We start from the raw sequence: 25,915 nt of genomic DNA on the forward strand, positions 1-25,915 counted from the left end.
CAATCGCCAATCCGCTTGAGTTTCTTAAGAGCGAGAGACTTCGTCGCCAGCAGCGCCGCCGCCCTCGTTCAGTGAGTGGGCTTATAGAGCTAACCCCTTTTCTAAGTCAACTGCCATCACAAAAGTTTTTTGACATTTTTGTAACAGGTTGTTTCAAAAAGGGTTTTTGGCTTGCCGTCCGAAACTGCGCAAATTTACTGCCCGATCTGGCAGTTCCGGGGATTCGTTTTCGCCGAATCTCGATAAATCGCTTCGACGGCGAGGCCATGACCTATATGGGAAGCCGTGAGATGGAATTCCAGGGCGCTTGCCTCTCACGCACGGCACTCGCTAGTTTGCCGCGGAGAGAATGATCCGGCGGAGAGAAAAATGCTTGTACTCAACGAAGAACAGACGCGCGAGGCCCTGCCCTGGCCTGAGCTGATCGAAGCGATCGCCGCCATGTTTGCGAGCGAATGCGTGATGCCGGTGCGTCATCACCACGAGATGGATGTGCCCGGTGAAGAGAGCGCGACGCTGCTTCTGATGCCGGCCTGGGATCCCGGGCGTTATGCCGGGGTGAAGGTGGTTTCGGTCTTTCCCGGCAATGCGCAGCGAAGCCTGCCAGCAATTTCAGGGACCTATCTTCTTTCCTCAGGCGCGACCGGCGAAATGCTGGCCGTGATCGACGGCGCCGAATTGACGGCGCGGCGGACAGCGGCGGCATCGGCGCTCGCCGCCCGTTATCTCGCGCGCCCGAATGCGGAGGAAATGCTCGTCTGCGGAACCGGGCGGCTGTCACTCAACCTGATGCTCGCCCACGGCACGGTCCGGCCCATCCAGAGATACAGGATCTGGGGACGCAACGCGCAAGCGGCGGAGAAGATCGCGGCGGAAGCGCGAGCGCTGGGCCTCGATGCTAGAGCCGTCGCCGACAGGGAAGCGGCGGCGCGGACGGCCGACATCATTTCCTGCGCCACGCTTTCCAGCGAACCGTTGATATCAGGGGCATGGCTGAAGCCCGGCGCACATCTCGACCTCGTCGGCGCGTTCAAGCCGAGCATGCGCGAAAGCGACGACGAAGCCATCCGCCGCGCTTCGGTGCATGTCGATACCCGCGCCGGCGCCACCAGCGAGGCTGGCGACATCGTTCAGCCGATGAAAAGCGGCCTGTTGGACATGAACGACATCCAATCGGAGCTTGCGGAGCTCGTCAGCGGCGCCCATGGAGGGCGAAGCCATGACGAGGAAATCACGCTGTTCAAGTCGGTCGGCGCAGCACTCGAGGATCTCGCCGGCGCCATCCTTGCCTATGAGACGGTGGCGGGCCGCAAGTGACGATCAGTGCATCATTGCCGGAGCTTCCGGTTTCGCATGTCCTGCCCGCCGTCGCGGCGGCACTGGCCGAGCAGAGACGCGCCGTTCTTTCCGCTCCGCCCGGCGCCGGCAAGACGACGCTGGTGCCGCTCTACCTGCTCGACCAGGCCTGGCGCGGCGACGGCAAGATCATCCTGCTCGAACCGCGGCGGCTGGCGGCGCGAGCCGCAGCCAGCCGGATGGCGTCGCTCATCGGCGAACAGGTGGGCGAGACGATCGGCTACCGCATGCGCCTCGACAGCAGGATATCGGCGGCGACCCGGGTCGAGGTAGTGACCGAAGGGGTTTTCGCCCGGATGATCCTCGATGATCCGGAATTGACCGGCGTCTCGACCGTGCTTTTCGACGAATTCCATGAGCGGTCGCTCGATGCCGATTTCGGGTTGGCGCTGGCGCTCGACGTGCAGTCGGCGCTGCGCGAGGATCTGCGCATCCTGGTGATGTCGGCGACGCTCGACGTGGAGCGTGTGGCCGGCCTGCTCGACCATCCCCCTGTCATCGAGAGCCTGGGGCGCAGCTTTCCGATCGATATCCGCTATCAGGACCGACCCGGCGGCGAGCGCATCGAGGATGCCGTCGCGCGGGCGATCATCGAGGCACATGCCGACGAGGACGGCTCTATCCTCGCCTTCCTGCCCGGCCAGGCGGAAATCACGCGCACCGTGGAGCGCCTGCAGGGGCGATTCGGGCCTGAAACCTTGATTGCCCCTCTCTACGGCAATCTCAGCCAGAAGGAGCAGGATGCGGCGATCCGGCCAGCGCCGAAGGGGACGCGCAAGATCGTCCTTGCCACCTCGATCGCCGAAACCTCGATCACCATCGACGGCGTCCGGATCGTGATCGACAGCGGGTTGCAGCGGCTGCCGGTCTTCGAAGCGTCGACCGGGATTACGCGGCTCGAGACGGTGCGGGTGTCGCGGGCCTCCGCCGATCAGCGGGCCGGCCGCGCGGGACGAACGGAGCCCGGCATCGCCATCCGGCTTTGGCACCAAGGGCAGACGGCGGCGCTGCCGGCTTTCACCCCGCCGCAGATCCTCTCCAGCGATCTCTCCGGTCTGGTGCTCGATCTTGCGCATTGGGGCGTCCAGGATCCCAAATCCCTTGCCTTCGTCGATCAGCCGCCGGAAACGACGCTTAAGGAGGCGCGGGCGCTGCTCGGCCAGCTGGGAGCGCTCGACAAGGACGGCGCGTTGACCGTCCGCGGCAGGACGATGCGCGATCTCGCTCTGCCGCCGCGGCTTGCCGCCATGGTCGTTTCATCAGGCGAATCGGGCCACGCCCGGGAGGCGGCGATGATTGCCGTGCTCCTGACCGAACAGGGGCTCGGCGGACCGAGCGTCGACATTGAGGACCGGCTACGGCGCTTCAAGGCCGAGCGCGGCGAAAGAGCCGACGCCTCGCGGCGGCTGGCTGGACGACTGGCCGCCGGTCTCGAGACCGTCACAACAGCCGCACCCGTATTGGCGGGTCAGCTGCTGCTGCACGCATTCCCAGATCGGATCGCGCTTCAGCGCGGCGGGCGCGGGCGATTCGTCATGGCGAACGGGCGGGGAGCTGAACTGCCGGAAACCGAGAGGCTCGCCGGCAGCCAGATGCTCGTCATCGCCGATCTCACCGGGCGCGCGGCGCAGGGGCGGATTCTGGCGGCGGCCGAAGTAACGCGTGCGGATATCGAAGCCGAACTGCCTGGCGAGATCAGAACCGATGACCAGATATTCTTCGACCGGCAAAGCCGGCAGGTGCGGGCGCGGCGGGCAACCCGGCTCGGCGCGATCGTCTTCGAAGAGACGCCCTTGCCGCGTCCTTCCGGGGCCGCCGTCACTCAGGCGCTGATGGAGGGCGTGCGCGAACTGGGACTCGGTCAGCTCGCCTTCTCGAAGGAAGCGCTGCAGCTTCGCGAACGGATCGGTTTCCTTTATCGGACGATCGGTGATCCCTGGCCCGATGTCAGCGACGATGCTCTGCTTTCTCGGCTGGAGGATTGGTTCGCTCCCTTCCAGGAGGACGCCCGTAGCCTTTCCGAGGTTTCTGCGGCAGGGCTTTCGAACGGCCTGATGTCGTTGGTACCACACGAGCTGCAACGCGATCTTAGCCGGCTTGCCCCGACGCATTTCGAGGCGCCGACCGGTCAAAGACATCCTATCCAATATGAGGGCGAGGAGCCGGTCCTGACGATCCGCGTGCAGGAGCTGTTCGGGCTCAAGCAGCATCCGGCGGTCGCCGGAGGCCGCCTGCCTCTGCTCCTGGAGCTGACGTCACCGGCGCACCGGCCGATCCAGACGACGCGCGACCTGCCCGGCTTCTGGGCGGGTTCATGGAAGGATGTACGCGCCGAGATGCGCGGACGCTATCCCCGCCACCCCTGGCCGGAGCGGCCGGAAGAGGCGTCGCCGACGACACGGGCAAAACCACGTGGTACATGAGAGCCATCAAGGAGCCCCGGCATGATCGACAAGCCCGGCGTAATCGACAAGACCGAAAGCCATACGCTGGAAGACCGGCACAGCAGCCGCAGGCTGCGGCTGCAGACGCTGGTGCGGCTGCGCTGGCTTGCGGTCGGCGGCCAGGCGCTGACGGTGTTCATCGTGGCCTTCTGGCTGAAATTTCCCCTGCCATTGATCGCCAGCTCTTCGCTGATTGCCGCGCTTGCCTGGGTGAATTTCTACCTGACGATCCGCTATCCGCCGACGCACCGGCTGGAACCGCCGGCCGCCTTCGCTTTGCTCGGCTTCGACCTTCTGCAGCTCTGCGCGCTGCTCTTCATCACCGGCGGCCTCGCCAATCCCTTCGCCGCACTCGTCTGCGTGCCCGTCATCATCTCTTTCGCCTCACAGCCGATCCGCTACAGCACGGCACTGATCGGCTTTGCGATGGTCTGCATTACAGTGCTTGCCTTTTCGCCGTTCCCGCTCCCCTGGTTCGACGGGGTCGAGATCAATGTCCATAACGTCATGCAGTTCGGCGTCTGGTGCTCGATCGCCTCGACCATGGCCTTTGCCGCCTTCTATGCCTATCGCGTCTCGATGGAAGCGAGCCAGCTTGCCGATGCGCTGGCCGCGACGGAACTGGTGCTGCAGCGGGAAAAGCATCTTTCGCAGCTTGACGGTCTGGCTGCGGCCGCCGCTCATGAACTCGGCACGCCGCTTGCCACGATCAGCGTCGTCGCCAAGGAAATGGAGCGCGAGCTCAAGGACGATGATCGCTTTCGCGAGGATGTCATGCTGCTGCGAAGCCAGAGCGAACGCTGCCGTGACATTCTGCGGCGGCTGACGACGCTCTCCTCCGAAGGCGAGGCGCATATGCGCCGGCTGCCGCTTTCCTCCATGATCGAAGAAGTCGTCGCACCGCACCGGGAATTCGGCATCACGCTCGAGCTCATCGAGAAGAGCTCGCGCAAGAGCGAGCCGGTCACCGATCGCAATGCCGGCATCATGTACGGGCTCGGAAACCTCATCGAAAATGCCGTCGATTATGCCAGGGAGAAAGTGACCGTCACCGTCGAGCACGATCAAGACAAAGTGCTGATCGTCATCGAGGACGACGGCAATGGTTATTCGCCTGACATCCTGACGCGCATCGGCGAGCCCTATGTGACCAAGCGGCAGAAGGAAGATACGGCCGGCGGCCTCGGGCTCGGACTTTTCATCGCCAAGACACTGCTGGAGCGCTCGGGCGCATCGCTGGTTTTCGAGAACCGCGAGCCGGAAAGAGCCGGCGCGCGCATCCGCATCGAATGGCCGCGAATGCTGATCGACGCAAATTCGACAAAATGAGTTTGTGGGCATAAGTAGAATGAGAAACGGTTGCCCAGGATCAGGCGCAACCGCCGGGACCCGAGACGATGACAGAACAGAATCATGGAAATTTCGCCGCACCGGATGAAGACCATATCGGGCCCGACGCCAGCCTGCTGATCGTCGACGACGACGGGCCCTTCCTGCGCCGTCTCGCACGGGCGATGGAGACGCGCGGTTTCGAGGTGGAGACGGCCGAATCAGTGGCGGAAGGCGTTGCGAAATCGAAAGGCAGGCCGCCGAAATATGCGGTAGTCGATCTTCGCCTCGGCGACGGCAACGGCCTCGACGTCATCGAAGCGATCCGGCAGCGGCGCGACGATACCCGGATCATCGTGCTGACCGGCTACGGCAATATCGCAACAGCGGTGACGGCCGTAAAACTCGGAGCCGTCGATTATCTGGCCAAGCCCGCGGATGCCGACGAGGTCTTTTCAGCGCTGACGCAACGGCCGGGCGAAAAGGCCGAGCTGCCGGAGAATCCGATGTCGGCCGATCGGGTGCGCTGGGAGCACATCCAGCGGGTCTACGAGATGTGCGAGCGCAATGTCTCGGAAACAGCACGTCGGCTCAACATGCACCGGCGAACGCTGCAGCGCATCCTTGCCAAACGCGCGCCGAAATAGACGAAACCTTCGTCAGACATCATCCACAGTGAATGGTTTTCCGTTCGCCCATTCGGCCATCATCAGCCTTTGCGCGGCGGCGCGCGAGAAACTGAGCGTGACGGATTTGCGCGTGGCCGGCGCCATGCGGTGTTCCGGCGCCTCGCGAATCATGTGGGCGCCATAGCCATCCGAGAGGAAGAGCCCGCATTCTTCGGGAAAGATGTCGAGCGGCACACCTTCGTGAGTCGCGAAGAACAGGCGGTCGCAATGCAGCCTGTATTCCGGCCATTTGCGATCCACCCGGAAATCCTCGATCGATGTCTTGATTTCGATGATCCAAACTTCGCCCTTTTCCGAAAGCGTGATCAGATCGGCGCGTCGGCCGCTGGCGAGCGGCAGTTCCGGCAGCACGGCATGGCGCATTTCATGCAGTAATATCTGCGTTCCGCGCCGCACCATCATGGCCCTGTCCGATTGCCGGCCATCGATTAACGGATTGTTATTGTAAACGCTCAAAATCGTCATGGATAACCATCGCCGAGCCGGGTGTGTTGTTGCAAAAAAACCATGCGCTTTTAATTTGCGCGGCAGACGGATTCCTCGCGCCGAAGCAGTCTTGCAAAGCGCAAGTTAATCGAAAATAAACCATAATCAACGATGGTCGAAAGACTGTTCTCCTCGCCCGAAAACTTCAAGAGTTATCTATGCGCATCCGCAACGCATTCCCTGTATTTGGCCTGCTGACGACACTCGCACTGGCCGGCTGCTCCACCAATTCCGAAAGCGCATCCGTCGACGACAAGGGCGCAGGCCCGACGGTCCAGACAGCTCAAATCTTCAACGACGCCTATGGCGTTACGAAGGATGCCGGATACTCCCTGCCAGCGATCCCGATCGACAGGGTCAAGCCGCAGTTCCGCCGCCAGGTCGTCAGCTACCAGACCACCGAGCGTCCAGGCACCATCATCGTCAATACGCGCGAGCGCTTCCTCTATTATATCCTGCCAAACGGCAAGGCGATGCGTTACGGCATCGGCGTCGGCAAGCAGGGCTTCGCATGGGCCGGTACCGCCTACGTCGCCTGGAAACAGGAATGGCCGACCTGGCACCCGCCGAAGGAAATGGCTGAACGCCGCCCCGACGTCGCCAAATACGTCGAGGAGGGCATGGGCCCAGGCCTCAGCAATCCGCTCGGCGCGCGCGCCATGTATCTCTTCAACGACGACGGCAAGGACACCCTGTTCCGCCTGCACGGCACGCCGGAATGGGCTTCGATCGGCACCGCCGCTTCCTCGGGCTGCATTCGCCTGATGAACCAGGACGTCATCGACCTCTACAGCCGCGTCCGTCCCGGCAAGGGGACCTCCAAGGTCATCGTCATCCAGTAAGGTAGATACCGAATTCGGTATAAAAAAGGCCGCCGGACTGTCGTCCCGGCGGCCTTTTCGTATTCTCCGTCACGCCGATTGTTTTGCCTTGAACTCGAGGCGGCGGCGGTGAAGCACCGGTTCAGTATAGCCGTTCGGTTGCTCCCTGCCCTTCAGGACAAGATCGAGGGCGGCCTGAAAGGCGACCGAACCATCGAAATTGCCGGCCATCGGCCGGTAGGCCGGATCGGATTCGTTCTGTCGGTCGACGATGGCAGCCATCCGTTTCATCGTTTCGACGATCTGAGCTTCAGTGACGACTTTGTGATGCAGCCAATTCGCCATGTGCTGGGCCGAAATGCGCAAGGTCGCGCGGTCCTCCATCAGGCCGATATTGTTGATGTCGGGCACTTTCGAGCAGCCGACGCCCTGATCGATCCAGCGCACGACATAGCCGAGGATACCCTGGGCATTGTTGTCGAGTTCTCGCTGGATTTCCTCCGGCGTCCAGTTCGGCCGCACCGCAACCGGCACGGAGAGAATGTCTGACAGTTTGGCGCGGGCCCGGTCCTTCAGCCCCTGTTGAACCCGGGCGACATTGACCCGGTGATAGTGGGTGGCATGCAGGGTTGCAGCCGTCGGCGAAGGCACCCAGGCGGTATTGGCGCCGGCCTTGGGGTGGGCGATCTTCTGTTCCAGCATCGCCGCCATCAGGTCCGGCATCGCCCACATGCCCTTGCCGATCTGCGCATGGCCGGAGAGGCCGCATTCCAGACCGATATCAACGTTCCAGTTCTCATAGGCCGATATCCACGCTGCCTGGCGCATATCGCCCTTGCGAATCATCGGACCGGCTTCCATCGAAGTATGGATCTCGTCGCCGGTGCGGTCGAGGAAACCGGTATTGATGAAGACGACACGCTCGCGGGCGGCACGAATGCACTCCTTGAGGTTGACCGTCGTGCGCCGCTCCTCGTCCATGATGCCCATCTTGATGGTGTTGCGCGCCATGCCGAGCGCGTCTTCGACCCGGGAGAAAATCTCGACGGCGAAGGCGACCTCTTCAGGCCCATGCATCTTCGGCTTGACCACGTACATGGAGCCGGTGCGGGAATTCTTCTCCCGGCCGGCGGGACCGATATCATAAAGCGCGATCAGAGCAGTGATGACCGCATCCATGATGCCCTCAGGCACTTCGTTGCCGTCCTTGTCGAGGATCGCGGGGTTGGTCATCAGGTGGCCGACATTGCGCACGAGCATCAATGAACGGCGATGCACCTCGAACGAAGCACCATCCGGGCCGGTATAGTCCAGATCCGGGTTGAGCTTGCGGATGAAAGTCGTTCCGCCCTTTGCCACCTCTTCCTGCAGATCGCCCTTCATCAGGCCGAGCCAGTTGCGATAGACGACGACCTTATCTTCAGCATCGACGGCGGCAATCGAATCCTCGCAGTCCATGATCGTGGTGATCGCCGATTCCAGCCAGACATCGGAAATATGGGCCGGATCGGCCTTGCCGATCGCGGTTGTCGGGTCGATGACGATATCGATATGGATGCCGTTATTCTTCAGGAGAATGTGGGTCGGCGCCGCGGCATCGCCGCGATGGCCAGCAAAATGCCCGCCATCCCCGAGTATTGTCTGCTCGCCGTCGACCGATCTGACGACGAGCGTTCCGTCCTTGACGGCGAAGCTGCCGACATCCTTCCAACTGCTGTCCTGCAGCGGCGCCGCCGTATCGAGGAAATCACGCACCCAGGCGATGACCTTTTCGCCGCGTTTCGGATTGTAGCCCTTGCCCTTCTCGGCGCCGTCGCTCTCGGGAATGGCATCGGTGCCGTAGAGCGCGTCATAGAGCGAGCCCCAGCGGGCATTGGCGGCGTTCAGGGCGTAACGCGCATTCATCACGGGAACGACAAGCTGCGGACCGGCGATCGAGGCGATCTCTGGATCGACCTTTCCGGTCGAGACCTGGAAGTCCGATCCTTCCGGCAGAAGGTAGCCGATGCTGCGGAGAAAGGACTGATATTCGTCCATATCCAACGGGGCGCCATGCTGGCGATACCAGTCATCGATCTTCGTCTGTAGCTCGTCGCGTTTGGCCAGCAGCGCGCGATTGCGCGGGGCGAGATCGTGGACGATCACCGAAAAATCGGCAAAGAACCTGTCCGCATCGATCGCCAGACCCGGCAGAACCTCCTGCGTCAGGAAATCGTGAAGGACGGTTTCGATGGCAAGACCGTTCTTATCAATGCGGCTCATGCGATATTCTCCCTGGCAACGCCTGTGAATGCTGCCACTTTGCCCGGCTTTCATTCACAGTCAATTCCGCAATAGTTCGAAAGATTTATGCCGTTCGGGAAATTATGCGCGACGTCACGCGCATCGGAAGCCCGTTCTGCGGCTGAGTCGTCAGCTTTTGCACCGGCCAGGGATTGGTGGTTGCCGTCTGATCGAAACGGAAACGGTGCATCATCACCGCCAGTGCGATCACCGCCTCCTGCAGCGCGAAGGTCGCGCCGATGCAGACGCGCGGGCCGGCGCCGAACGGCAGAAACTGGAACCGGCCGATGCTGCCGCGGTTTTCCGGCAGGAAGCGCTCCGGCATGTAGGCGCGCGGCTTTTCCCAATAAAGTTCGTGGCGATGCAGTGTCCAAGGCATGATCAGCACGGTGATATCGGCCGGTATTTCGATCTTATCGCCCTTGGCATTCCTCCAGAGGTCATCAGCGATCGCGGCGCGATTGATGGACGGTGCGGGCGGATAGAGCCTGAGAGCTTCTTCAAAGGCCGCCCGCGTCACCGGCATCAGATCCAGCCATTCCACAGGTTCGGCTCCAGTCGCCAGGACGGCATCGATCTCCGTCTCCATCGCCTCGCGAATATGCGGGCTGTTGGCCACACAATAGAGCGTCCAGGCAAGCGCACGTGCGGTCGTCTCGTGCCCGGCTCCGATGAAAGTTAGGATATTATCCTCGATCTCCTCCTTGGTCAGTCCATCCGGACCCGCCTGTTCCAAGAGCAGCGTCAGAAAATCTTCCGGTGCGGCGGCGCGATCGGCCTTCATCTTCGCCAGACGCATATCCATGGTGTCGCGAACGATCGCCCTGAATTTTTCCAGCACCTTCTGACCGCCGATGCGGGTGAGCCGCGGCACCCAGGCGGGCGCGCGCAGCAGGTCCATCGGGTCGATGCGGCCCATGCGGTGGAGAAGCTGGTTGACGTCGTCGGCGAAATGACCGCTCGATGAGACGATTTCGCCGGAAAAGAGCGTCTCGGCAAGAATAGCAAAGGTCAGATCGGTCATGTCGGTGGCGATATCGAAGACCTGGCCAGCCGCATCGACGTTCTCGTATTTGCGGACAAAATCTTCCGATTGCCGCAGCATCTGGCCGGCAAAGCCTTTGGCGTGGCGCGGCGTGAAAACAGGGGCGACCGCCTTTCGTGATCGCTTCCAGACCTGGCCTTCCGCCGTCAACAACCCGTCACGCAGGATCGGCCGCAGCACCAACTGGCGAATGTCGGACATGCGGTAATTGGCGGCATTGTCGACCAGCACGTGCTTGATCAAGCCGGGATCGTTGACGATCAGGGTGTGTTGCCCGAAGAAGCTCGTCTTGATCCAGGGCAGCGTATAAGAGGGCTCGCCCCAAAGTTCGAGCGGGTTGCGCAGGATGATGCGGATGATATCAAGCCGGCTCGGAGGCACGGTGCGCGGCAGCGGTGCCGGCGGAACGAAGGGGTCCGGACGCATGTCCATCGTCAAAGCCTTTCGGGGAAGAGCGACGCCTTCCCGGCAAGCTTGAAGCTAGAGCAGGCCCTTGAGTTCGTCCAGCTTGTCGTTGATCAGCCAGCCGTAATAATTCTCTTCAGGCCAAACGGTCGCACCGGAAGAGCGGTTTTTCGCCGCGAGTGCCGCGGCACGCTGGCGGGAATTGCCGACATTGTACAGCGTCGCCGTCAGGCCGGGATTGCCCGAGATATCCATGCTGGCAATCTCCTTGTAATCGTCGATCGACCGGCGGATCGAGGCCGCGACGAAGGCGAGTGAGATGTCGGGATCCATGATCGCCTTATAGACGTCGCCGGCATTCTTCTCGTTCAGCTTCGGATAGCCGGAGACGCGGCTGACGAGATCGGAGAGCATCAGCGCCGTCAGCGGATTGACCTGGCCGAGGCCGAAGGTCTGGCCGGCGTAAAAGGGCTGGAAGAAGACCGCACTGAAGCGATTGTTGGGGAAGCTCTCGCCGCCCACGGTCTTGCCGCGGAAATCGCTTTCCCAGACATCTTCGCGGCAGGACCAGAGGGTGTAGGAATCACTCTTGCCCTTGCACTGCGCAAATTGCGGCCGCGCCACGAAATCATCGACGTTTTCGCCGTCATATGCGAAGCGGAAGCTTTCACCGGCATAGGAGGCCGCCTTGACATAATAGGCCTGCAGCCGGTCGTAGGCGTCTACATTATAGGTGTGTTCGCCAACGATTGCGCCGACGACATGGATGGGATTGATGCCGTAAGCGCTGGAAACCTTGCGGATCTTGGCCATCAGCTCGCGATCGGTCGCCAGAAGCTCGTGGACCTTCTCGTATTTCAGATCGAAGCTGCTCTTGGTGCCCTTGGTGCGGCGGACGGATGCGCCGGGAATATCGGGCTGCTCAGCATGGCGATTGCCGGCCGGCACCGTCTGCATGGCGAAGGCCGGCGCAGAATTCACCAGGGCAACGGCTATCAAAAGGCTTGTCAAAAGGCGTCGCACGATCCGCTATCCCCTCCGTTCATCGTCCTGTTCGCGATGCGGCTGACTGGACCAGAATCTTGGCCGAATAAAGCCGTAGCGGAAAACAAAACGGGCCTTCACTAAAAAGGAAAAGGCCCGCTGTCGATAGTCGAGGTCAACAGAATGCGGCATTCACATCGGTAAAGCCATGAACCGGTGCGCCGATATCACAGAATGAAGCGTGACAGATCGGTATTCTGCGCGAGATCGCCGACATGTTCGCGCACATAGGCTGCATCGATAGTGATGGCTGCCCCGGCCCGATCGGGTGCATTGTAGGAAATATCGTCCAACACCCGCTCCATCACCGTCTGCAACCGGCGTGCGCCGATATTCTCGACCGAGGAGTTCAAGTGCACGGCGACATCGGCGAGCGCGTCGATCGCGTCCTCGGTGAAATCGAGGTTCAGATTTTCGGTTTCCATCAGCGCCCGATACTGGCGGATGAGGCTTGCTTCGGTTTCCGTCAGGATCCGGCGGAAATCTTCCTTGTTCAGCGGACGCAGCTCGACGCGGATCGGCAGGCGACCCTGCAGCTCCGGCAGAAGATCCGAGGGTTTGGAGACATGGAAGGCGCCAGAGGCGATGAAGAGGATATGGTCCGTCTTCACAGGGCCGTATTTGGTCGAAACCGTCGTGCCTTCGACGAGCGGCAGGAGATCGCGCTGGACACCTTCGCGCGAAACGCCGGCGCCCATGCCGCCGTCGCGGGCGGCGATCTTGTCGATCTCGTCGAGGAAGACGATACCGTCGTTCTCGGTGGAGCGGACGGCCTCGCGCTGGATCACCTCGTTGTCGATCAGCTTGTCGGATTCATCGCGGATCAGATCGGTATAGGAAGCCTTGACCGTCGTGCGCACCTTCTTGGTGCGTCCGCCCATCGCCTTGCCGAACATTTCCGACAGGTTGAGCACGCCGATATTGGCGCCCGGCATGCCGGGTATTTCGAAGCCGCCCATGCCGGAACCGGCATCGGCCACCTCGATATCGATCTCCTTCTCGTCGAGCTCGCCGTCCCTGAGCTTCTTGCGGAAACTTTCGCGGGTGGCGGGCGAAGCGGTGGTGCCGACCAGCGCATCGAGCACACGCTCCTCGGCGCTCACATGCGCCTTGGCCTGCACCTCGGCCCGCTTCTTCTCGCGCACCAGGCCGATGCCGACTTCGACCAGATCGCGGATGATCTGCTCGACATCACGGCCGACATAGCCGACTTCGGTGAACTTGGTGGCTTCGACCTTGATGAAAGGTGCGCCGGCGAGTTTTGCCAGACGGCGGGAGATCTCCGTCTTGCCGACACCGGTCGGGCCGATCATCAGGATGTTTTTCGGCATGACTTCGTCGCGCAGGCTTGGGTCGAGCTGCTGGCGACGCCAGCGGTTGCGTAGCGCGATCGCGACAGCGCGTTTGGCGTCATGCTGGCCGATGATGTAGCGATCGAGCTCGGAAACGATCTCGCGGGGGGAAAAGGTCGTCATTGCGTATCATTCTCCTGGCGATCCGGAGCCATCGGCGCCCGGCCGCAATTCGTTATTTCGCCGCGGCAGGTCAGCCGCGGCAGCAGCTGAAAGGCCGGGGATTCAGCTTTCGACATCCAACAATTCCACCACGATATTGTGGTTGGTGTAGACGCAGATATCAGCGGCAATCTCAAGAGCCCGCCGCGCGATCTCTTCGGCCGACTTGTCGGTATCCATCAGTGCACGGGCGGCGGCGAAGGCAAAATTGCCGCCAGAACCGATCGCCGTCGTGCCGTGTTCGGGCTCCAGAACATCGCCGTTGCCGGTGATTGCCAGCGTGATCGACTTGTCGGCGACGAGCATCATGGCTTCGAGATTACGCAGGTATTTGTCGGTGCGCCAGTCCTTGGCGAGCTCGACGGCGGCACGCATCAGCTGGCCGGGATATTGCTCCAGCTTCTTTTCAAGCCTTTCGAGCAGGGTGAAGGCGTCAGCTGTGGCGCCGGCGAAACCGGCGATGACCTCGCCCTTGCCGATGCGCCGCACCTTGCGGGCATTGCCCTTCATGACGGTCTGGCCGAGGCTCACCTGGCCATCGCCCGCCATCACCACCTTGCCGCCTTTTCGAACTGTAATGATTGTTGTCATAAAACACCTGTCTGCCCATGAGGCGGGCCTTTACACGAGACCGCAAACCGGCCCTTGTTGAACCCTATGTAAGCAGGCCGGAGCCGATTGCAAATGGGCGGGCTTTTCTCCTGGCCGGCTTCTGGATATTTGCCGATGCGCCTGATAAGGAACGGCCTTATTCCGATGGAGGGCCACATGGCCGAGACCGCAGCAAGCCGTACGGGCAGCGTTGCCCGCAAGACCAACGAGACGTCGATTTCCGTTTCCGTCAATCTCGACGGCACCGGCAAATCGAAGATTTCGACCGGCGTCGGCTTCTTCGACCATATGCTCGACCAGCTTTCGCGGCATTCCCTCATCGACATGGACATCGAAGCCAAGGGCGACCTGCATATCGACGATCATCATACGGTCGAAGATACCGGCATTGCGATCGGCCAGGCGATCTCGAAAGCGCTCGGCGACCGCCGGGGCATCACACGCTACGCTTCGATCGATCTCGCCATGGACGAGACGATGACCAAGGCTGCTGTCGATCTTTCGGGCCGACCCTTCCTCGTCTGGAATGTCGCCTTCAGCGCGCCGAAGATCGGCACCTTCGACACGGAACTCGTGCGCGAATTCTTCCAGGCGCTCGCCCAGAACGCCGGCATCACCTTGCATATTGTCAACCATTATGGCGCCAACAATCACCATATTGCCGAGACATGCTTCAAGGCGGTTGCCCGCGTGTTGCGCACGGCGACAGAGATCGATCCGAGACAGGCGGGCCGCGTTCCCTCGACGAAGGGCACGCTCGTCTGAGCCCCTCAGGGAGCGGCGACAATGACCTCCAGCTATATTTTCCTGACACCGCCAGGCGGGGCGAGCGTAGCGACCGATGAGGTGCGCACGATTCGCGACGGTTTCACCTGGCTCGGCCTCCTGTTTCCATGGGCTTGGCTTCTGGTGCACCGGCTATGGCTGCATGCGGCAGCGGCGTTTCTCTTGCAGGGAATCGGCGGCGCACTGATGGACGAACCCGGTCTGGGGCCGGCGGGTGCGGCGATCATGCTGGGCGTGAATATAGTGGTCGGTCTCGAAGGCCAGAACTTTCGCATCCGCAATCTTGCCGCCAAGGGCTGGAACGAGGACGCCCTCATTGCAGCCGATAAGCTCGATATTGCCGAGCAGGTCTATTTTGCGGACAAGACGGTCCCTGCGGGCAGTGACGAGACGGCCGCACCGGATTGGCAGAACAAGCCCGGCGCAAACAGGCTGCGCGGCCAAGCGACATCGCTTGGTCTCTTTGGTTTTGATGGAGGACGCTGACGATGCGCGTCGCGATTATCGACTACGGTTCCGGCAACCTTCGTTCGGCGACCAAGGCTTTCGAGCGGGCCGCGCGCGAGGCGGGCATCGATGCCCATATCGATCTCACCGATAAGGCGGAGGACGTTGCTGCGGCCGATCGCATCGTGTTGCCCGGCGTCGGCGCATACGCCGATTGCCGGCGCGGACTGGACGCCGTGCCCGGGATGAGCGAGGTGCTGATCGAGGCTGTCGAGAATAAGGCGCGGCCTTTCCTCGGCATCTGCGTCGGCATGCAGCTCATGTCCTCGCGTGGCCTCGAGAAGACCGTGACACACGGCTTCGGCTGGATCCCAGGCGACGTCATCGAGATGACGCCTGGCGATCCCGCCTTGAAGATTCCGCAGATCGGCTGGAACACGCTCGACCTGAAGCGCGAACATCCGCTGTTCGACGGTATTCCCACCGGGCCGCAGGGACTGCACGCCTATTTCGTGCATTCCTACCATCTTGCCGCCAAAAGTGCCGAGGATGTCATAGCGACCGTCGATTATGGCGGGCCGATGACCGCCCTCGTCGGGCGCGACAACATGGTGGGCGCCCAGTTTCACCCGGAAAAGAGCCAGAAGCTCGGCCTCGCCTTGATCGCCAATTTCCTGCGCTGGAATCCGTAATACCTCCGCCTTATTTCCTCTTTATGGAAAGGGCGGAACAGGAGTGCGCTCGGTGCCGGCTTCGCGGAAATCAGGCAAGGTGTTCTATATGCTGCGGCCCTCCAGGGAGGGTCTGCCTCCCTTCTCGGATATCCGGCTTCCTGACGGGACGATCATTCGCCGTGTCGACGAGGCCCTCCATAAAAGAGCGCTTTCCAACGCGGCCAAGGCATTGAAAGAAAGGCTGGACCGATGATCCACGAATTCCTTGCCGGCAGCGAGAATTCGCAGCTGCGCGCCAACGGGATCAATGCCGGCGATATCACCGAAGCCGTGCTGGAATTCTATATCGAAGGCGAAGACGATCTGATCGGCCTGCTTGCCTACGCCCTTTACGAGCGGCAAAAGCGCGATTTCGTCGTCAGCTATCGCAAGCGGAATGCCGGCCGTTCGCCCAATGAGGCCGAGCTTGCCGCCGTCTCCAGTAACTATCTCTCTACCGATCTGCGCAATACGCTGCGCGATCGCGCCTCGCAGATTCTTTCGAGCTATGCCGAGACCTATGTGGAAGCGATGGAGCCGGATATCCGGCTCGCCGCCGTCAACAGCGACGCCCTGCGGCGGGTGCGCGAGATCGAGACATCGGTGAAGAAGCGCCTCGGTTTCTGGCGCCAGGTGCGCGCCGGCTTCATCGTCACCTTTCTGCTTCTGCTGCTTTTGAGCGCGGCCGCCATTGCCGCTGTCTTTTTCCGCTCGGATATCGTAGATGCGTGGAATGCGCTGATGGCAGCGATCACTCTACGGACGTAAGACGACATGATCCTTTTTCCCGCGATCGATCTGAAGGGCGGCCAATGCGTCCGCCTGAAGCTCGGCGACATGCAGCAGGCGACGGTTTACAACACCGATCCGGCCGCCCAGGCGAAATCATTCGAAGACCAGGGCTTCGAATGGCTGCACGTGGTCGATCTCGACGGCGCCTTCGCGGGACAATCGGCCAATGGCGACGCCGTCGAAGCGATCCTGAAGGCGACGAAAAACCCGGTGCAGCTCGGTGGCGGCATCCGCACGCTCGACAACATCGAAGCCTGGCTGTCGCGCGGGTTGCGGCGTGTCATCCTCGGCACCGTCGCGGTCAGAAATCCTGAGCTGGTCATCGAGGCCTGCCGGAAGTTCCCCGGCCAAGTCGCCGTCGGCATCGATGCCAAAGGCGGCAAGGTGGCTGTCGAGGGCTGGGCTGAAGCTTCCGAACTCGGGATCATCGAGCTTGCCAGGAAATTCGAGGGCGCCGGCGTTGCCGCGATCATCTACACCGATATCGACCGCGACGGCATCCTGACCGGCATCAACTGGAGCTCGACACTGGAACTCGCCGATGCCGTCTCCATTCCTGTCATCGCTTCGGGCGGCCTGGCCTCCATCGAAGATATCAGGCGCATGCTGCAGCCCGACGCGCAGAAGCTGGAAGGGGCGATTTCAGGCCGGGCGCTTTACGACGGCCGCATCGACCCCAAGGAGGCGCTGGCGCTGATCAAGGCCAACAGGGCCAAGGAGACTGCGTAATGACCCTCAAGGCCCGTGTCATTCCCTGCCTCGACGTCAAGGACGGCCGCGTCGTCAAGGGCGTCAATTTTCTCAATCTCGTCGATGCCGGCGATCCGGTCGAAGCGGCGAAGGCCTATGACGCCGCCGGCGCCGACGAGCTCTGCTTCCTCGACATCACTGCTTCCTCGGACAATCGCGAGACGATTTTCGATGTCGTGTCGCGCACAGCAGATCAATGCTTCATGCCGCTGACGGTCGGAGGCGGGGTCAGAACCATCGCCGACATCCGCAAGCTCCTGCTGTGCGGCGCCGACAAGGTGTCGATCAACTCGGCAGCTGTCAGCAATCCCGATTTCGTCGCCGAGGCGGCCGACAAGTTCGGCGACCAGTGCATCGTCGTCTCGATCGACGCCAAGCGCAGGCGCACGCAAGCGGTCGGCGGCGACAATCTCAGCGCCTGGGAAATCTATACGCATGGCGGCCGCAACGCGACTGGCATCGATGCCGTCGAATTCGCTCAGAAGATGGTGGCGCGCGGGGCCGGCGAACTGCTGGTCACCTCCATGGACCGCGACGGCACCAAGGTCGGCTACGACCTGGAGCTGACGCGGACGATCGCCGATGCCGTGCGTGTGCCGGTCATTGCATCCGGCGGAGTCGGCGACCTCGACGATCTCGTCGCCGGGGTGAAGGAGGGCCATGCCAATGCCGTGCTCGCCGCATCGATCTTCCACTTCGGCACCTATACCGTCGGCGAGGCAAAACACTATATGTCGAAGTGCGGCATCGACATGCGTCTCGACTGAAACCTGAGAGCAGACAATGAGCGGATTTTCCCTTTCCGACCTCGAACGCATCGTCGAAGAGCGATCGAAAGCCTCACCGGAGCAGTCCTGGACAGCCAAACTCGTGGCCGCCGGCCAGCCGAAAGCGGCGAAGAAGCTCGGCGAAGAGGCCATCGAAGCGGTGATGGCGGCGGTGACAGGCGATCGCGACAATCTGACCTATGAGGCGGCCGATGTGCTCTATCACCTATTGGTCGTATTGAAGATTGCTGAAATACCGCTAGAGAATGTCATGGCCGAACTCGAGCGCAGAACCGCGCAGTCCGGTCTCAAGGAAAAGGCCAGCCGGCAGAGTTCATGAGTATCGCGACTGAGATTATCGGGGTGTCGGAGATATTGGATCACTTCCAGTCTGAATCCTATTCGCCCTACCATTTCTTCTCTTCCGAGCAATGGGCGAAATTCCGCGCCGACACGCCGCTGACGCTGACCGGCGACGAGGTCAAGCGGCTGCGCTCAATGGGCGACCCCATCGATCTCGACGAGGTCCGGCGCATCTACCTCTCGCTGTCGCGCCTGCTCTCGTCGCATGTCGAATCCTCGCAGATGCTGTTCGACCAGCGCAACCGCTTCCTCAGCATGTCGGATGTGACGAAAACTCCTTTCGTCATCGGCATCGCCGGCTCGGTCGCTGTGGGAAAATCGACCACAGCCCGTATCCTGAAGGAGCTCCTGGGCCGCTGGCCTTCCAGCCCGAAGGTCGATCTCATCACTACGGATGGCTTCCTCCACCCGAACGCGGTGCTGCAGCGGGAAAAGCTGATGCAGCGCAAGGGTTTCCCGGAAAGCTACGATACGGGCGCGATCCTGCGCTTCCTCTCGGCGATCAAGGCCGGGCGGCCTGATGTGAAGGCGCCGTGTTATTCGCATCTCGTCTATGACGTGCTGCCGGACGAATACAAGATCGTCGACCGTCCCGACATTCTGATCTTCGAAGGCATCAACGTGCTGCAATCGCGCGACCTGCCGGCCGATGGCAAGATCGTGCCGATGGTGTCCGACTTTTTCGACTTCTCGATCTATATCGATGCCGCGGAAGACCAGATCCACAACTGGTATGTGACGCGCTTCATGCGGCTGCGGGAAACCGCCTTCCGCGATCCGAACTCCTATTTCCATCGCTACGCCTCGATCACCGATGCGGAAGCGCTTGAAATCGCCGAAGATCTCTGGACGAACATCAACTTGAAAAACCTGCGCCAGAACATCCTGCCGACGCGGCCGCGCGCCGATCTCATCCTGAAAAAGGGCAAGGACCACCTGATCGAACAGGTCGCGCTCAGGAAACTATAGCAGGCGATCAATTTTCACGGACGAACGCGTCGCAGCGTCAGATTGATGCGGCCGCCGTTCTTCAACAGCGTCGACGTCGCAGGGTAGATGCGGTCGACGCCATGAAAGCAGAGCCTCCCCTCGCCGCCCAGCACCACCAGATCGCCGCTCGCGAGCTTGAAGGATAGCGTGCGATCATTGCGGTTGAGACCGCCGACCCGGAAGAGGCAGCTATTGCCGAGCGAGATCGAGACGACCGGCGCCTCCAGGTCCTGCTCGTCCTTATCCTGATGCAGGCCCATGCGAGCGTCGTCGGAATAGAAATTGACGAGGCAGGCCTCCGGTGGCTTCTCATAGCCGGAAACGTCATTCCAGATATCGAGCAAAAGCTTCGGCATCTCAGGCCAGGGCCCGCCGGTTGCCGGATGCGTCGGCTGATAACGATAGCCCCGCTCCTTGTCCGTTACCCAGCCGAGCGGCCCGCAATTGGTCATCCTGACCGACATCGGCTTGCCGGTGCCGGGCATGGCGGGCACATAGAGCGGCGCTTCGGCGACGACGGCACGGATCACTTCGACCAATGCTTCCTGGCGCGTCCGGTCGAGATAACCAGGAAGATGGCGGATGCCGTTCAGGAGACCGGACATATCATTCGCCGCCGCCGGGGCGGCCACGCATTTTCTTGACCTCCGAGCGGCCGGATTTTTCCTTCAGGCGGCGCTCGACCGAACCTTTGGTCGGCTTGGTCTTCTTGCGCGGCGGCGGCGGCGGCTTGGCAGCCTCCAGAATCAGTTCCTTCAGCCGCTCGCGCGCATCCTCGCGGTTGCGGTCCTGGCTGCGAAAGCGGCTCGCCTCGATCATCAGCACGCCCTCCTTCGACATACGCCGGCCGGCGAGCTTGATCGCGTTGGCTTTGACGCGATCGTTGAGGGAAGGCGAATTCGCGATGTTGAAGAACAGCTGGACCGCCGTCGAAACCTTGTTGACGTTCTGCCCGCCGGGGCCGCCCGCCAGAACGAATTGTTCCGTCAGTTCCCATCCCGCGATGGTGATCCTGTCGTCGATATAGAGTGCGTCGCTGGCCATGCGGCGTTCTATCTCATATCGGCCGCCGATTGAAAACATCGGCTATCACGGAGAAACCCGACAATCCTGCGACGCCGGGTTTCACGTGAATCAGAGAGTCTGTTTAACGCAATTCCCGGCAAAAGCGCTTCGCGCTTTGCCTGGCAAAACCGCTGCACACTTTTGCTGGAATTGCTTGCGCTTCTTATTCGGCTGCGACCTTCACGCCGGGGGCCGCATCGCGGACGCCGCCATCGACGTGACCTTCGAACTTGGCGAAATTGGCGATGAACATCGAGACCAGCTTTTCGGCCTGCGCGTCATAGGCTGCCTTGTCGGCCCAGGTCGAGCGCGGATCGAGAATGCCGCCGTCGACACCATCGACGGAAACCGGCACAGCAAAGCCGAAATTCGGATCTGCGCGGAATTCGACCTGGCCGAGCTTGCCGCTGAGGGCGGCAGCGAGAAGGGCGCGCGTCGCCTTGATCGGCATGCGCTTGCCGGTGCCGTAGGCGCCGCCGGTCCAGCCGGTGTTAACGAGCCAGCACTCGACGCCGTGGCGGCTGATCAGCTCCTTGAGCAGGTTGCCGTATTCGGCCGGGTGACGCGGCATGAAGGGCGCACCGAAGCAGGTGGAGAAGGTCGCTTCCGGCTCGACGACACCCTTTTCGGTGCCGGCCACCTTGGCGGTGTAGCCGGAAAGGAAGTGATACATCGCCTGATCGGGCGTCAGGCGCGCGATCGGCGGCATGACGCCGAAGGCATCGGCGGTCAGCATGATGATCGTCTTCGGATGCCCGGCCCGGCCGGTTTCGGAGGCATTCGGGATGAAATGCATCGGGTAGGCGCAACGGGTGTTTTCAGTCAGCGAACCATCATCGAAATCCGGCTCACGCCGTTCGTTGAGGACGACGTTTTCGAGCACGGTGCCGAAGCGCTGCGTCGTCGCGTAGATTTCCGGCTCGGCCTCGGCCGAAAGGCGGATGGTCTTAGCGTAGCAGCCGCCTTCGAAGTTGAAGATGCCGTTTTCGCTCCAGCCATGTTCGTCGTCACCGATCAGCGTGCGGGCCGGATCGGCTGAAAGTGTCGTCTTGCCGGTGCCGGAAAGACCGAAGAAGACCGCCGCGTCACCGTCGGGGCCGACATTGGCCGAGCAGTGCATCGGCATCACGCCCTTGGCCGGCAGCAGGTAGTTGAGCACAGTGAAGACCGACTTCTTCATTTCGCCGGCATAGGAGGTGCCGCCGATGAGGACGAGACCGTTGGTGAGATCGCAGGCGATCACCGTTTCCGAACGGCAGCCGTGGCGCGCCGGATCGGCCTTGAAGCTCGGCAGATCGATGATCGTCAGCTTGGGCACGAAGGTCGGCAGCGCCGCCGGCTCGGGGCGGATCAGCAGATTGCGGATGAACAGCGAATGCCAGGCGAATTCGGTGATGACGCGGGTCGGCAGGGAATGGCCTTCCTCGGCACCGCCGACAAGATCCTGGGCGAACAGTTCCTTGCCGGCGGCATGCGCCAGCATGTCGTCGCGCAACAGGGCAAAATGCTCCGGCGAGAGCGGCTTGTTGTTGTCCCACCAGATTTGACCATCGGTATTGGCGTCGCGAACGACGAATTTGTCGCGCGGCGAACGGCCCGTATGCTGACCGGTGAGGGCCCGAAGCGCGCCCTGAGCGGTCAGTTCGGCTTCACCCCGGCGGATCGCTTCTTCATAGAGCGCTGCAGCGGAAAAGTTATAACGGACGCTGGCTGCGCCGCCCAATCCCACCGTTGCGAGCTCCGTTGCCGGGTTATGAACTCCGAACTTTTCCATGGCTAGTTCCCTTTGCTCAGGCTCGTTGCCGTTAAAACTAACCGGGAAAATACGGGGATAAATTTTAAAAGACAAGAGTTAAAAATGGAGAAAATATAGTAATATCAAATAATTAATCGATTTAAATTTGTTTCATTCTTTTTAAATCGTTTGAAGAACTACGTGAAACATTTCGACACACAACTTTTGGATGCTGATGGATTTTACAACAATCTTCCCCTTTATCTTTGCCACAATTTGTTCCACCTTTATCCTCCATAAGCGCATCCGGTCATTGAGACCGCCTGGGGACGACCAAAATCCGGGAGATTGCGCACTGATGACGGAGACCAATGCTATGGCTACAATCGCGCTCGTTGACGACGACCGCAACATCCTCACCTCGGTGTCGATCGCACTGGAAGCCGAAGGATATAAGGTCGAGACCTATACGGACGGCGCCTCGGCGCTCGACGGCCTTCTGGCGCGACCGCCGCAGCTGGCGATCTTCGATATCAAGATGCCGCGTATGGACGGCATGGAACTGTTGCGCCGCCTGCGGCAGAAATCGGATATCCCGGTTATCTTTCTCACCTCCAAGGATGAGGAGATCGACGAGTTGTTCGGCCTGAAGATGGGCGCGGACGATTTCATCACCAAGCCTTTCTCGCAGCGCCTGCTGGTGGAGCGCGTGCGAGCCGTCCTGCGCCGCGCCTCGAGCCGTGAAGCCACAGCCGCCGGCGGCACGAGCCCCGGCGGTGCGCCGAAGGCCGGCGCGGTGCAGCAGGCGCGCTCGCTGGAGCGCGGGCAGCTGGTCATGGACCAGGAGCGCCATACCTGCACCTGGAAAGGCGAGGCCGTGACGCTGACGGTGACCGAGTTCCTGATCCTGCATTCGCTGGCGCAGCGCCCCGGCGTCGTGAAAAGCCGCGACGCGCTGATGGATGCAGCCTATGATGAACAGGTCTATGTCGATGACCGGACCATCGACAGCCACATCAAGCGGCTGCGCAAGAAATTCAAGATGGTCGATACCGACTTTGATATGATTGAAACGCTCTACGGAGTGGGATACCGCTTCCGCGAAGCAGCTTGAGCCCGAGCGGCACAGCTGGAAATATTGAAGGTTGCCGGCCAGTTTATCGGGCCCAACCTTTCGAAAGGGCCTATCATTGGCACAGTTCGTGCAGGAAAGGGATTTGGACGACGCGGAGGGCGTGAGCACCCGTCGCGTCCGAGGCCGCCGTTGGTCGCATCCCTTTACGCTGATCCGCCGCATCTTCGGCAATGCGGTGTTTTCGAGCCTGACGCGGCGCATCCTGTTCTTCAACCTCGTCGCGCTGGTGGTGCTCGTCGGCGGCATCCTCTATCTCAACCAGTTTCGCGAAGGCTTGATCGACGCCCGCGCCGAAAGCCTGCTGACGCAGGGTGAAATCATCGCCGGCGCCGTTTCGGCCTCCGCGTCGGTCGATACGAACTCGATCACCATCGATCCGCAAAAGCTGCTCGAGCTGCAGGCCGGCCAGAGCATCACCCCGGTGCCGAACGACGAGGATCTGGAATTTCCGATCGATCCGGAAAAAGTCGCGCCGGTCCTGCGCCGGTTGATCTCGCCGACACGCACACGCGCGCGCATCTTTGACGCGGACGCCAATCTGCTGCTGGATTCGCGTCATCTCTATTCGCGCGGCCAGGTGCTGCGCTTCGATCTTCCGCCGGTCGAAGAAGAGAAGCAGACCTGGAGCGATTGGTTGGCGACGCTGTTCAACAAAGCGCTGCAGCCGGGCAATCTGCCGCTCTATAAGGAAGCGCCGGGCGGCGACGGCTCGATCTATCCCGAAGTCATGAACGCGCTGACCGGCGTGCGCGGCGCGGTCGTGCGCACCACCGAGAAAGGCGAGCTTATCGTTTCCGTCGCCGTGCCGATTCAGCGCTTCCGCGCCGTGCTCGGCGTGCTGCTGTTGTCGACGCAGGCGGGTGACATCGACAATATCGTTCACGCCGAACGGCTGGCCATCATGCGCGTCTTTGGAGTGGCGACGCTCGTCAACGTACTGCTGTCGCTGGTGCTCTCATCGACGATCGCCAATCCGCTGCGCCGTCTTTCGGCCGCCGCCATTCGCGTTCGGCGCGGCGCCAAGACACGTGAGCAAATTCCGGACTTTTCCGCCCGCCAGGACGAAATCGGCAACCTCTCCATAGCCTTACGCGAGATGACGACGGCGCTCTATGACCGCATCGACGCGATCGAGAGTTTTGCCGCCGATGTCAGCCATGAGCTCAAAAACCCGCTGACCTCGCTGCGCAGCGCCGTCGAAACACTGCCGCTCGCCAGGTCGGAGGATTCCAAGAAACGGCTGCTTGATGTCATTCAGCACGATGTCCGCCGCCTCGATCGCCTGATCAGCGACATTTCCGACGCCTCGCGGCTCGATGCCGAACTCGCACGCGTCGACGCCGCCTCCATTGACATGGAGGTGCTGCTGCGCGACCTGATCGACGTGTCCCGCCAGATCAGGGGAAGCAAGAAACAGGTGGAAATCGAGTATACGGTCGAACGCAAGCCGAACATCAAGACCCGTTTCGTCGTCAACGGCCACGATCTGCGCATCGGCCAGATCGTCACCAATCTGATCGAAAATGCCCGCTCCTTCGTGCCCGAGAAGGGCGGCAAGATCACCGTGCGGCTGGTGCGCACACGGTCACGCTGTGTCACCACGATCGAAGACAACGGTCCCGGCATCCAGGCGGAAAATATCGACCGCATCTTCGAGCGCTTCTACACCGACCGGCCGGAATCGGAAGGCTTCGGCCAGAATTCGGGACTCGGCCTGTCGATCAGCCGCCAGATCGCCGAGGCGCATGGCGGATCGCTCAGAGCAGAGAACATTACCGACGCCGACAGCGGGCAGGTGCTCGGCGCGCGCTTTATCCTCGCCCTGCCCCTCGATCCAGCCGCATGACGGCGGCCGCCAACATCCATGCCACGGCGATCGTCGTCGGCAGAACGGGGCTGCTGTTCAGCGGTCCCTCTGGCTGGGGGAAATCGATGCTGGCTTTCACCTGCATGACGGAGGCGCGCCGCCTCGGTCTCTTCACGGCGCTGGTCGCCGATGATCAGGTGCTTCTGTCGGGAGAGACCGGCACGGTGATCGCCACCTGCCCGCCGTCGATCGCCGGGCTCATCGAACTTCGCGGCACCGGCATCGTTCGGCAGGACCACGTCCCTCAGGCGGCCATGCATTATGCCGTGCTTCCGGGCAGCGCTTCCGGTGAGAACCGTGTGCCTCCCGAAGGGGAAATGGTCAGCCTTGCCGCCGGTGTTTCACTTCCCGCATTGCGGTTGCTCACAGGCGTGTCTTCACCGCTTGCAATCCTGATGGCAAAAGCCCCTGATATCGGAGATTGAGGCCGTCCGGATTGATCAATCTGCCTTATATATTTGCATTTTTGTCTTGCAC

Annotated in this window: 27 protein-coding genes; 18 read left to right on the plus strand and 9 right to left on the minus strand. The window is 61.6% G+C overall.

The annotated features are described in order from the left end of the window. The 5 genes from QWJ46_RS24625 to QWJ46_RS24645 all read left to right on the plus strand — a co-directional run. Window positions 1–353: hypothetical protein (locus QWJ46_RS24625; RefSeq protein ID WP_302754368.1), on the plus strand; the 353-nt coding region annotated here is incomplete at its 5' end. A gap of 16 nt (window positions 354–369) precedes the next feature. Further along, entirely contained in the window at window positions 370–1,317 is a 948-nt protein-coding gene (locus QWJ46_RS24630; RefSeq protein WP_302754370.1) for an ornithine cyclodeaminase family protein, read from the plus strand. Beyond that, on the plus strand, window positions 1,314–3,779 hold the full coding sequence (gene hrpB / locus QWJ46_RS24635; protein WP_302754372.1) for an ATP-dependent helicase HrpB: 2,466 nt from the start codon (window positions 1,314–1,316) through the stop codon (window positions 3,777–3,779). The genes QWJ46_RS24630 and hrpB overlap by 4 nt, the downstream gene beginning before the upstream one ends. Window positions 3,780–3,800: 21 nt before the next feature. After that, window positions 3,801–5,129 carry an ActS/PrrB/RegB family redox-sensitive histidine kinase gene (locus QWJ46_RS24640; protein WP_302754374.1) on the plus strand — a complete coding sequence of 443 codons (1,329 nt, stop codon included), beginning with the start codon at window positions 3,801–3,803 and terminating at the stop codon, window positions 5,127–5,129. Between the two features lie 68 nt (window positions 5,130–5,197). Then, window positions 5,198–5,776 carry an ActR/PrrA/RegA family redox response regulator transcription factor gene (locus tag QWJ46_RS24645; RefSeq protein ID WP_285193321.1) on the plus strand — a complete coding sequence of 193 codons (579 nt, stop codon included), beginning with the start codon at window positions 5,198–5,200 and terminating at the stop codon, window positions 5,774–5,776. Window positions 5,777–5,788: 12 nt separating this feature from the next. Here the strand turns inward: QWJ46_RS24645 and QWJ46_RS24650 are convergent, their stop codons facing one another. Then, entirely contained in the window at window positions 5,789–6,283 is a 495-nt protein-coding gene (locus QWJ46_RS24650) for an MmcB family DNA repair protein (protein ID WP_011423458.1), read from the minus strand. 179 nt (window positions 6,284–6,462) lie between these two features. On the opposite strand from QWJ46_RS24650, the gene QWJ46_RS24655 reads away from it, so the two are divergent. Next, window positions 6,463–7,146, plus strand: coding sequence for a L,D-transpeptidase (locus tag QWJ46_RS24655; protein ID WP_011423457.1), 684 nt, complete (start codon window positions 6,463–6,465; stop codon window positions 7,144–7,146). Window positions 7,147–7,215: 69 nt separating this feature from the next. Here QWJ46_RS24655 and QWJ46_RS24660 read toward each other — a convergent pair whose 3' ends face one another. The 5 genes from QWJ46_RS24660 to hslV form a co-directional block, all read right to left on the minus strand. Beyond that, the gene (locus tag QWJ46_RS24660) at window positions 7,216–9,387 is read right to left on the minus strand and encodes a malate synthase G (protein WP_302754376.1); all 2,172 of its coding nucleotides are present in this window, start codon (window positions 9,385–9,387) and stop codon (window positions 7,216–7,218) included. An 85-nt stretch (window positions 9,388–9,472) separates the two neighbouring features. After that, entirely contained in the window at window positions 9,473–10,885 is a 1,413-nt protein-coding gene (locus QWJ46_RS24665; protein ID WP_302754378.1) for a cytochrome P450, read from the minus strand. A 48-nt stretch (window positions 10,886–10,933) separates the two neighbouring features. Further along, complete coding sequence (locus QWJ46_RS24670; protein WP_302754380.1) at window positions 10,934–11,881, minus strand: DUF1402 family protein; 948 nt, start codon at window positions 11,879–11,881, stop codon at window positions 10,934–10,936. A gap of 188 nt (window positions 11,882–12,069) precedes the next feature. Continuing rightward, complete coding sequence (gene hslU / locus QWJ46_RS24675) at window positions 12,070–13,377, minus strand: ATP-dependent protease ATPase subunit HslU (protein WP_184454360.1); 1,308 nt, start codon at window positions 13,375–13,377, stop codon at window positions 12,070–12,072. 102 nt (window positions 13,378–13,479) lie between these two features. Further along, window positions 13,480–14,007 carry an ATP-dependent protease subunit HslV gene (gene hslV, locus QWJ46_RS24680; RefSeq protein WP_184454362.1) on the minus strand — a complete coding sequence of 176 codons (528 nt, stop codon included), beginning with the start codon at window positions 14,005–14,007 and terminating at the stop codon, window positions 13,480–13,482. 177 nt (window positions 14,008–14,184) lie between these two features. Here hslV and hisB point away from each other — a divergent pair, with 177 nt between their 5' ends. From hisB to coaA, 9 genes are read left to right on the plus strand one after another with little or no spacing between them, the layout of a single operon-like run. Further along, on the plus strand, window positions 14,185–14,793 hold the full coding sequence (gene hisB / locus QWJ46_RS24685; protein WP_184454364.1) for an imidazoleglycerol-phosphate dehydratase HisB: 609 nt from the start codon (window positions 14,185–14,187) through the stop codon (window positions 14,791–14,793). A 21-nt stretch (window positions 14,794–14,814) separates the two neighbouring features. Continuing rightward, entirely contained in the window at window positions 14,815–15,300 is a 486-nt protein-coding gene (locus QWJ46_RS24690; RefSeq protein ID WP_184454366.1) for a DUF2628 domain-containing protein, read from the plus strand. 2 nt (window positions 15,301–15,302) lie between these two features. After that, the gene (gene hisH / locus QWJ46_RS24695; protein ID WP_302754385.1) at window positions 15,303–15,953 is read left to right on the plus strand and encodes an imidazole glycerol phosphate synthase subunit HisH; all 651 of its coding nucleotides are present in this window, start codon (window positions 15,303–15,305) and stop codon (window positions 15,951–15,953) included. Between the two features lie 52 nt (window positions 15,954–16,005). Beyond that, entirely contained in the window at window positions 16,006–16,188 is a 183-nt protein-coding gene (locus QWJ46_RS24700) for a hypothetical protein (RefSeq protein ID WP_184454370.1), read from the plus strand. After that, on the plus strand, window positions 16,185–16,742 hold the full coding sequence (locus QWJ46_RS24705; protein ID WP_184454372.1) for a hypothetical protein: 558 nt from the start codon (window positions 16,185–16,187) through the stop codon (window positions 16,740–16,742). Before QWJ46_RS24700 ends, QWJ46_RS24705 begins: the two co-directional genes overlap by 4 nt. A gap of 6 nt (window positions 16,743–16,748) precedes the next feature. After that, the gene (hisA, locus tag QWJ46_RS24710) at window positions 16,749–17,495 is read left to right on the plus strand and encodes a 1-(5-phosphoribosyl)-5-[(5-phosphoribosylamino)methylideneamino]imidazole-4-carboxamide isomerase (RefSeq protein WP_302754386.1); all 747 of its coding nucleotides are present in this window, start codon (window positions 16,749–16,751) and stop codon (window positions 17,493–17,495) included. Further along, on the plus strand, window positions 17,495–18,283 hold the full coding sequence (gene hisF / locus QWJ46_RS24715; protein ID WP_184454375.1) for an imidazole glycerol phosphate synthase subunit HisF: 789 nt from the start codon (window positions 17,495–17,497) through the stop codon (window positions 18,281–18,283). Before hisA ends, hisF begins: the two co-directional genes overlap by 1 nt. Window positions 18,284–18,299: 16 nt before the next feature. Continuing rightward, window positions 18,300–18,623: a phosphoribosyl-ATP diphosphatase gene (locus tag QWJ46_RS24720; RefSeq protein ID WP_128403852.1), complete on the plus strand. Its 324-nt coding sequence runs from the start codon at window positions 18,300–18,302 to the stop codon at window positions 18,621–18,623. Beyond that, the gene (gene coaA, locus QWJ46_RS24725; protein WP_184454378.1) at window positions 18,620–19,615 is read left to right on the plus strand and encodes a type I pantothenate kinase; all 996 of its coding nucleotides are present in this window, start codon (window positions 18,620–18,622) and stop codon (window positions 19,613–19,615) included. Before QWJ46_RS24720 ends, coaA begins: the two co-directional genes overlap by 4 nt. Window positions 19,616–19,629: 14 nt before the next feature. Here the strand turns inward: coaA and QWJ46_RS24730 are convergent, their stop codons facing one another. The 3 genes from QWJ46_RS24730 to QWJ46_RS24740 all read right to left on the minus strand — a co-directional run bounded on the left by QWJ46_RS24730 (window position 19,630) and on the right by QWJ46_RS24740 (window position 22,475). Continuing rightward, window positions 19,630–20,241: an alpha-ketoglutarate-dependent dioxygenase AlkB gene (locus QWJ46_RS24730; RefSeq protein ID WP_184454380.1), complete on the minus strand. Its 612-nt coding sequence runs from the start codon at window positions 20,239–20,241 to the stop codon at window positions 19,630–19,632. Window position 20,242: 1 nt separating this feature from the next. Then, entirely contained in the window at window positions 20,243–20,680 is a 438-nt protein-coding gene (arfB, locus tag QWJ46_RS24735) for an alternative ribosome rescue aminoacyl-tRNA hydrolase ArfB (RefSeq protein WP_183705804.1), read from the minus strand. Window positions 20,681–20,864: 184 nt separating this feature from the next. Then, on the minus strand, window positions 20,865–22,475 hold the full coding sequence (locus QWJ46_RS24740) for a phosphoenolpyruvate carboxykinase (protein WP_184454382.1): 1,611 nt from the start codon (window positions 22,473–22,475) through the stop codon (window positions 20,865–20,867). 337 nt (window positions 22,476–22,812) lie between these two features. On the opposite strand from QWJ46_RS24740, the gene QWJ46_RS24745 reads away from it, so the two are divergent. From QWJ46_RS24745 to QWJ46_RS24755, 3 genes are all read left to right on the plus strand, one after another. Then, entirely contained in the window at window positions 22,813–23,550 is a 738-nt protein-coding gene (locus tag QWJ46_RS24745) for a response regulator transcription factor (protein WP_210303091.1), read from the plus strand. A gap of 76 nt (window positions 23,551–23,626) precedes the next feature. Continuing rightward, complete coding sequence (locus QWJ46_RS24750) at window positions 23,627–25,417, plus strand: sensor histidine kinase (RefSeq protein ID WP_302754388.1); 1,791 nt, start codon at window positions 23,627–23,629, stop codon at window positions 25,415–25,417. Continuing rightward, complete coding sequence (locus QWJ46_RS24755; RefSeq protein WP_302754389.1) at window positions 25,414–25,863, plus strand: HPr kinase/phosphorylase; 450 nt, start codon at window positions 25,414–25,416, stop codon at window positions 25,861–25,863. Before QWJ46_RS24750 ends, QWJ46_RS24755 begins: the two co-directional genes overlap by 4 nt. The last annotated feature ends 52 nt before the right edge of the window (window positions 25,864–25,915 follow it).

Origin of the sequence: Rhizobium sp. CBN3 (assembly GCF_030518245.1) — a bacterium.
Taxonomy (GTDB): domain Bacteria; phylum Pseudomonadota; class Alphaproteobacteria; order Rhizobiales; family Rhizobiaceae; genus Rhizobium; species Rhizobium aethiopicum_A.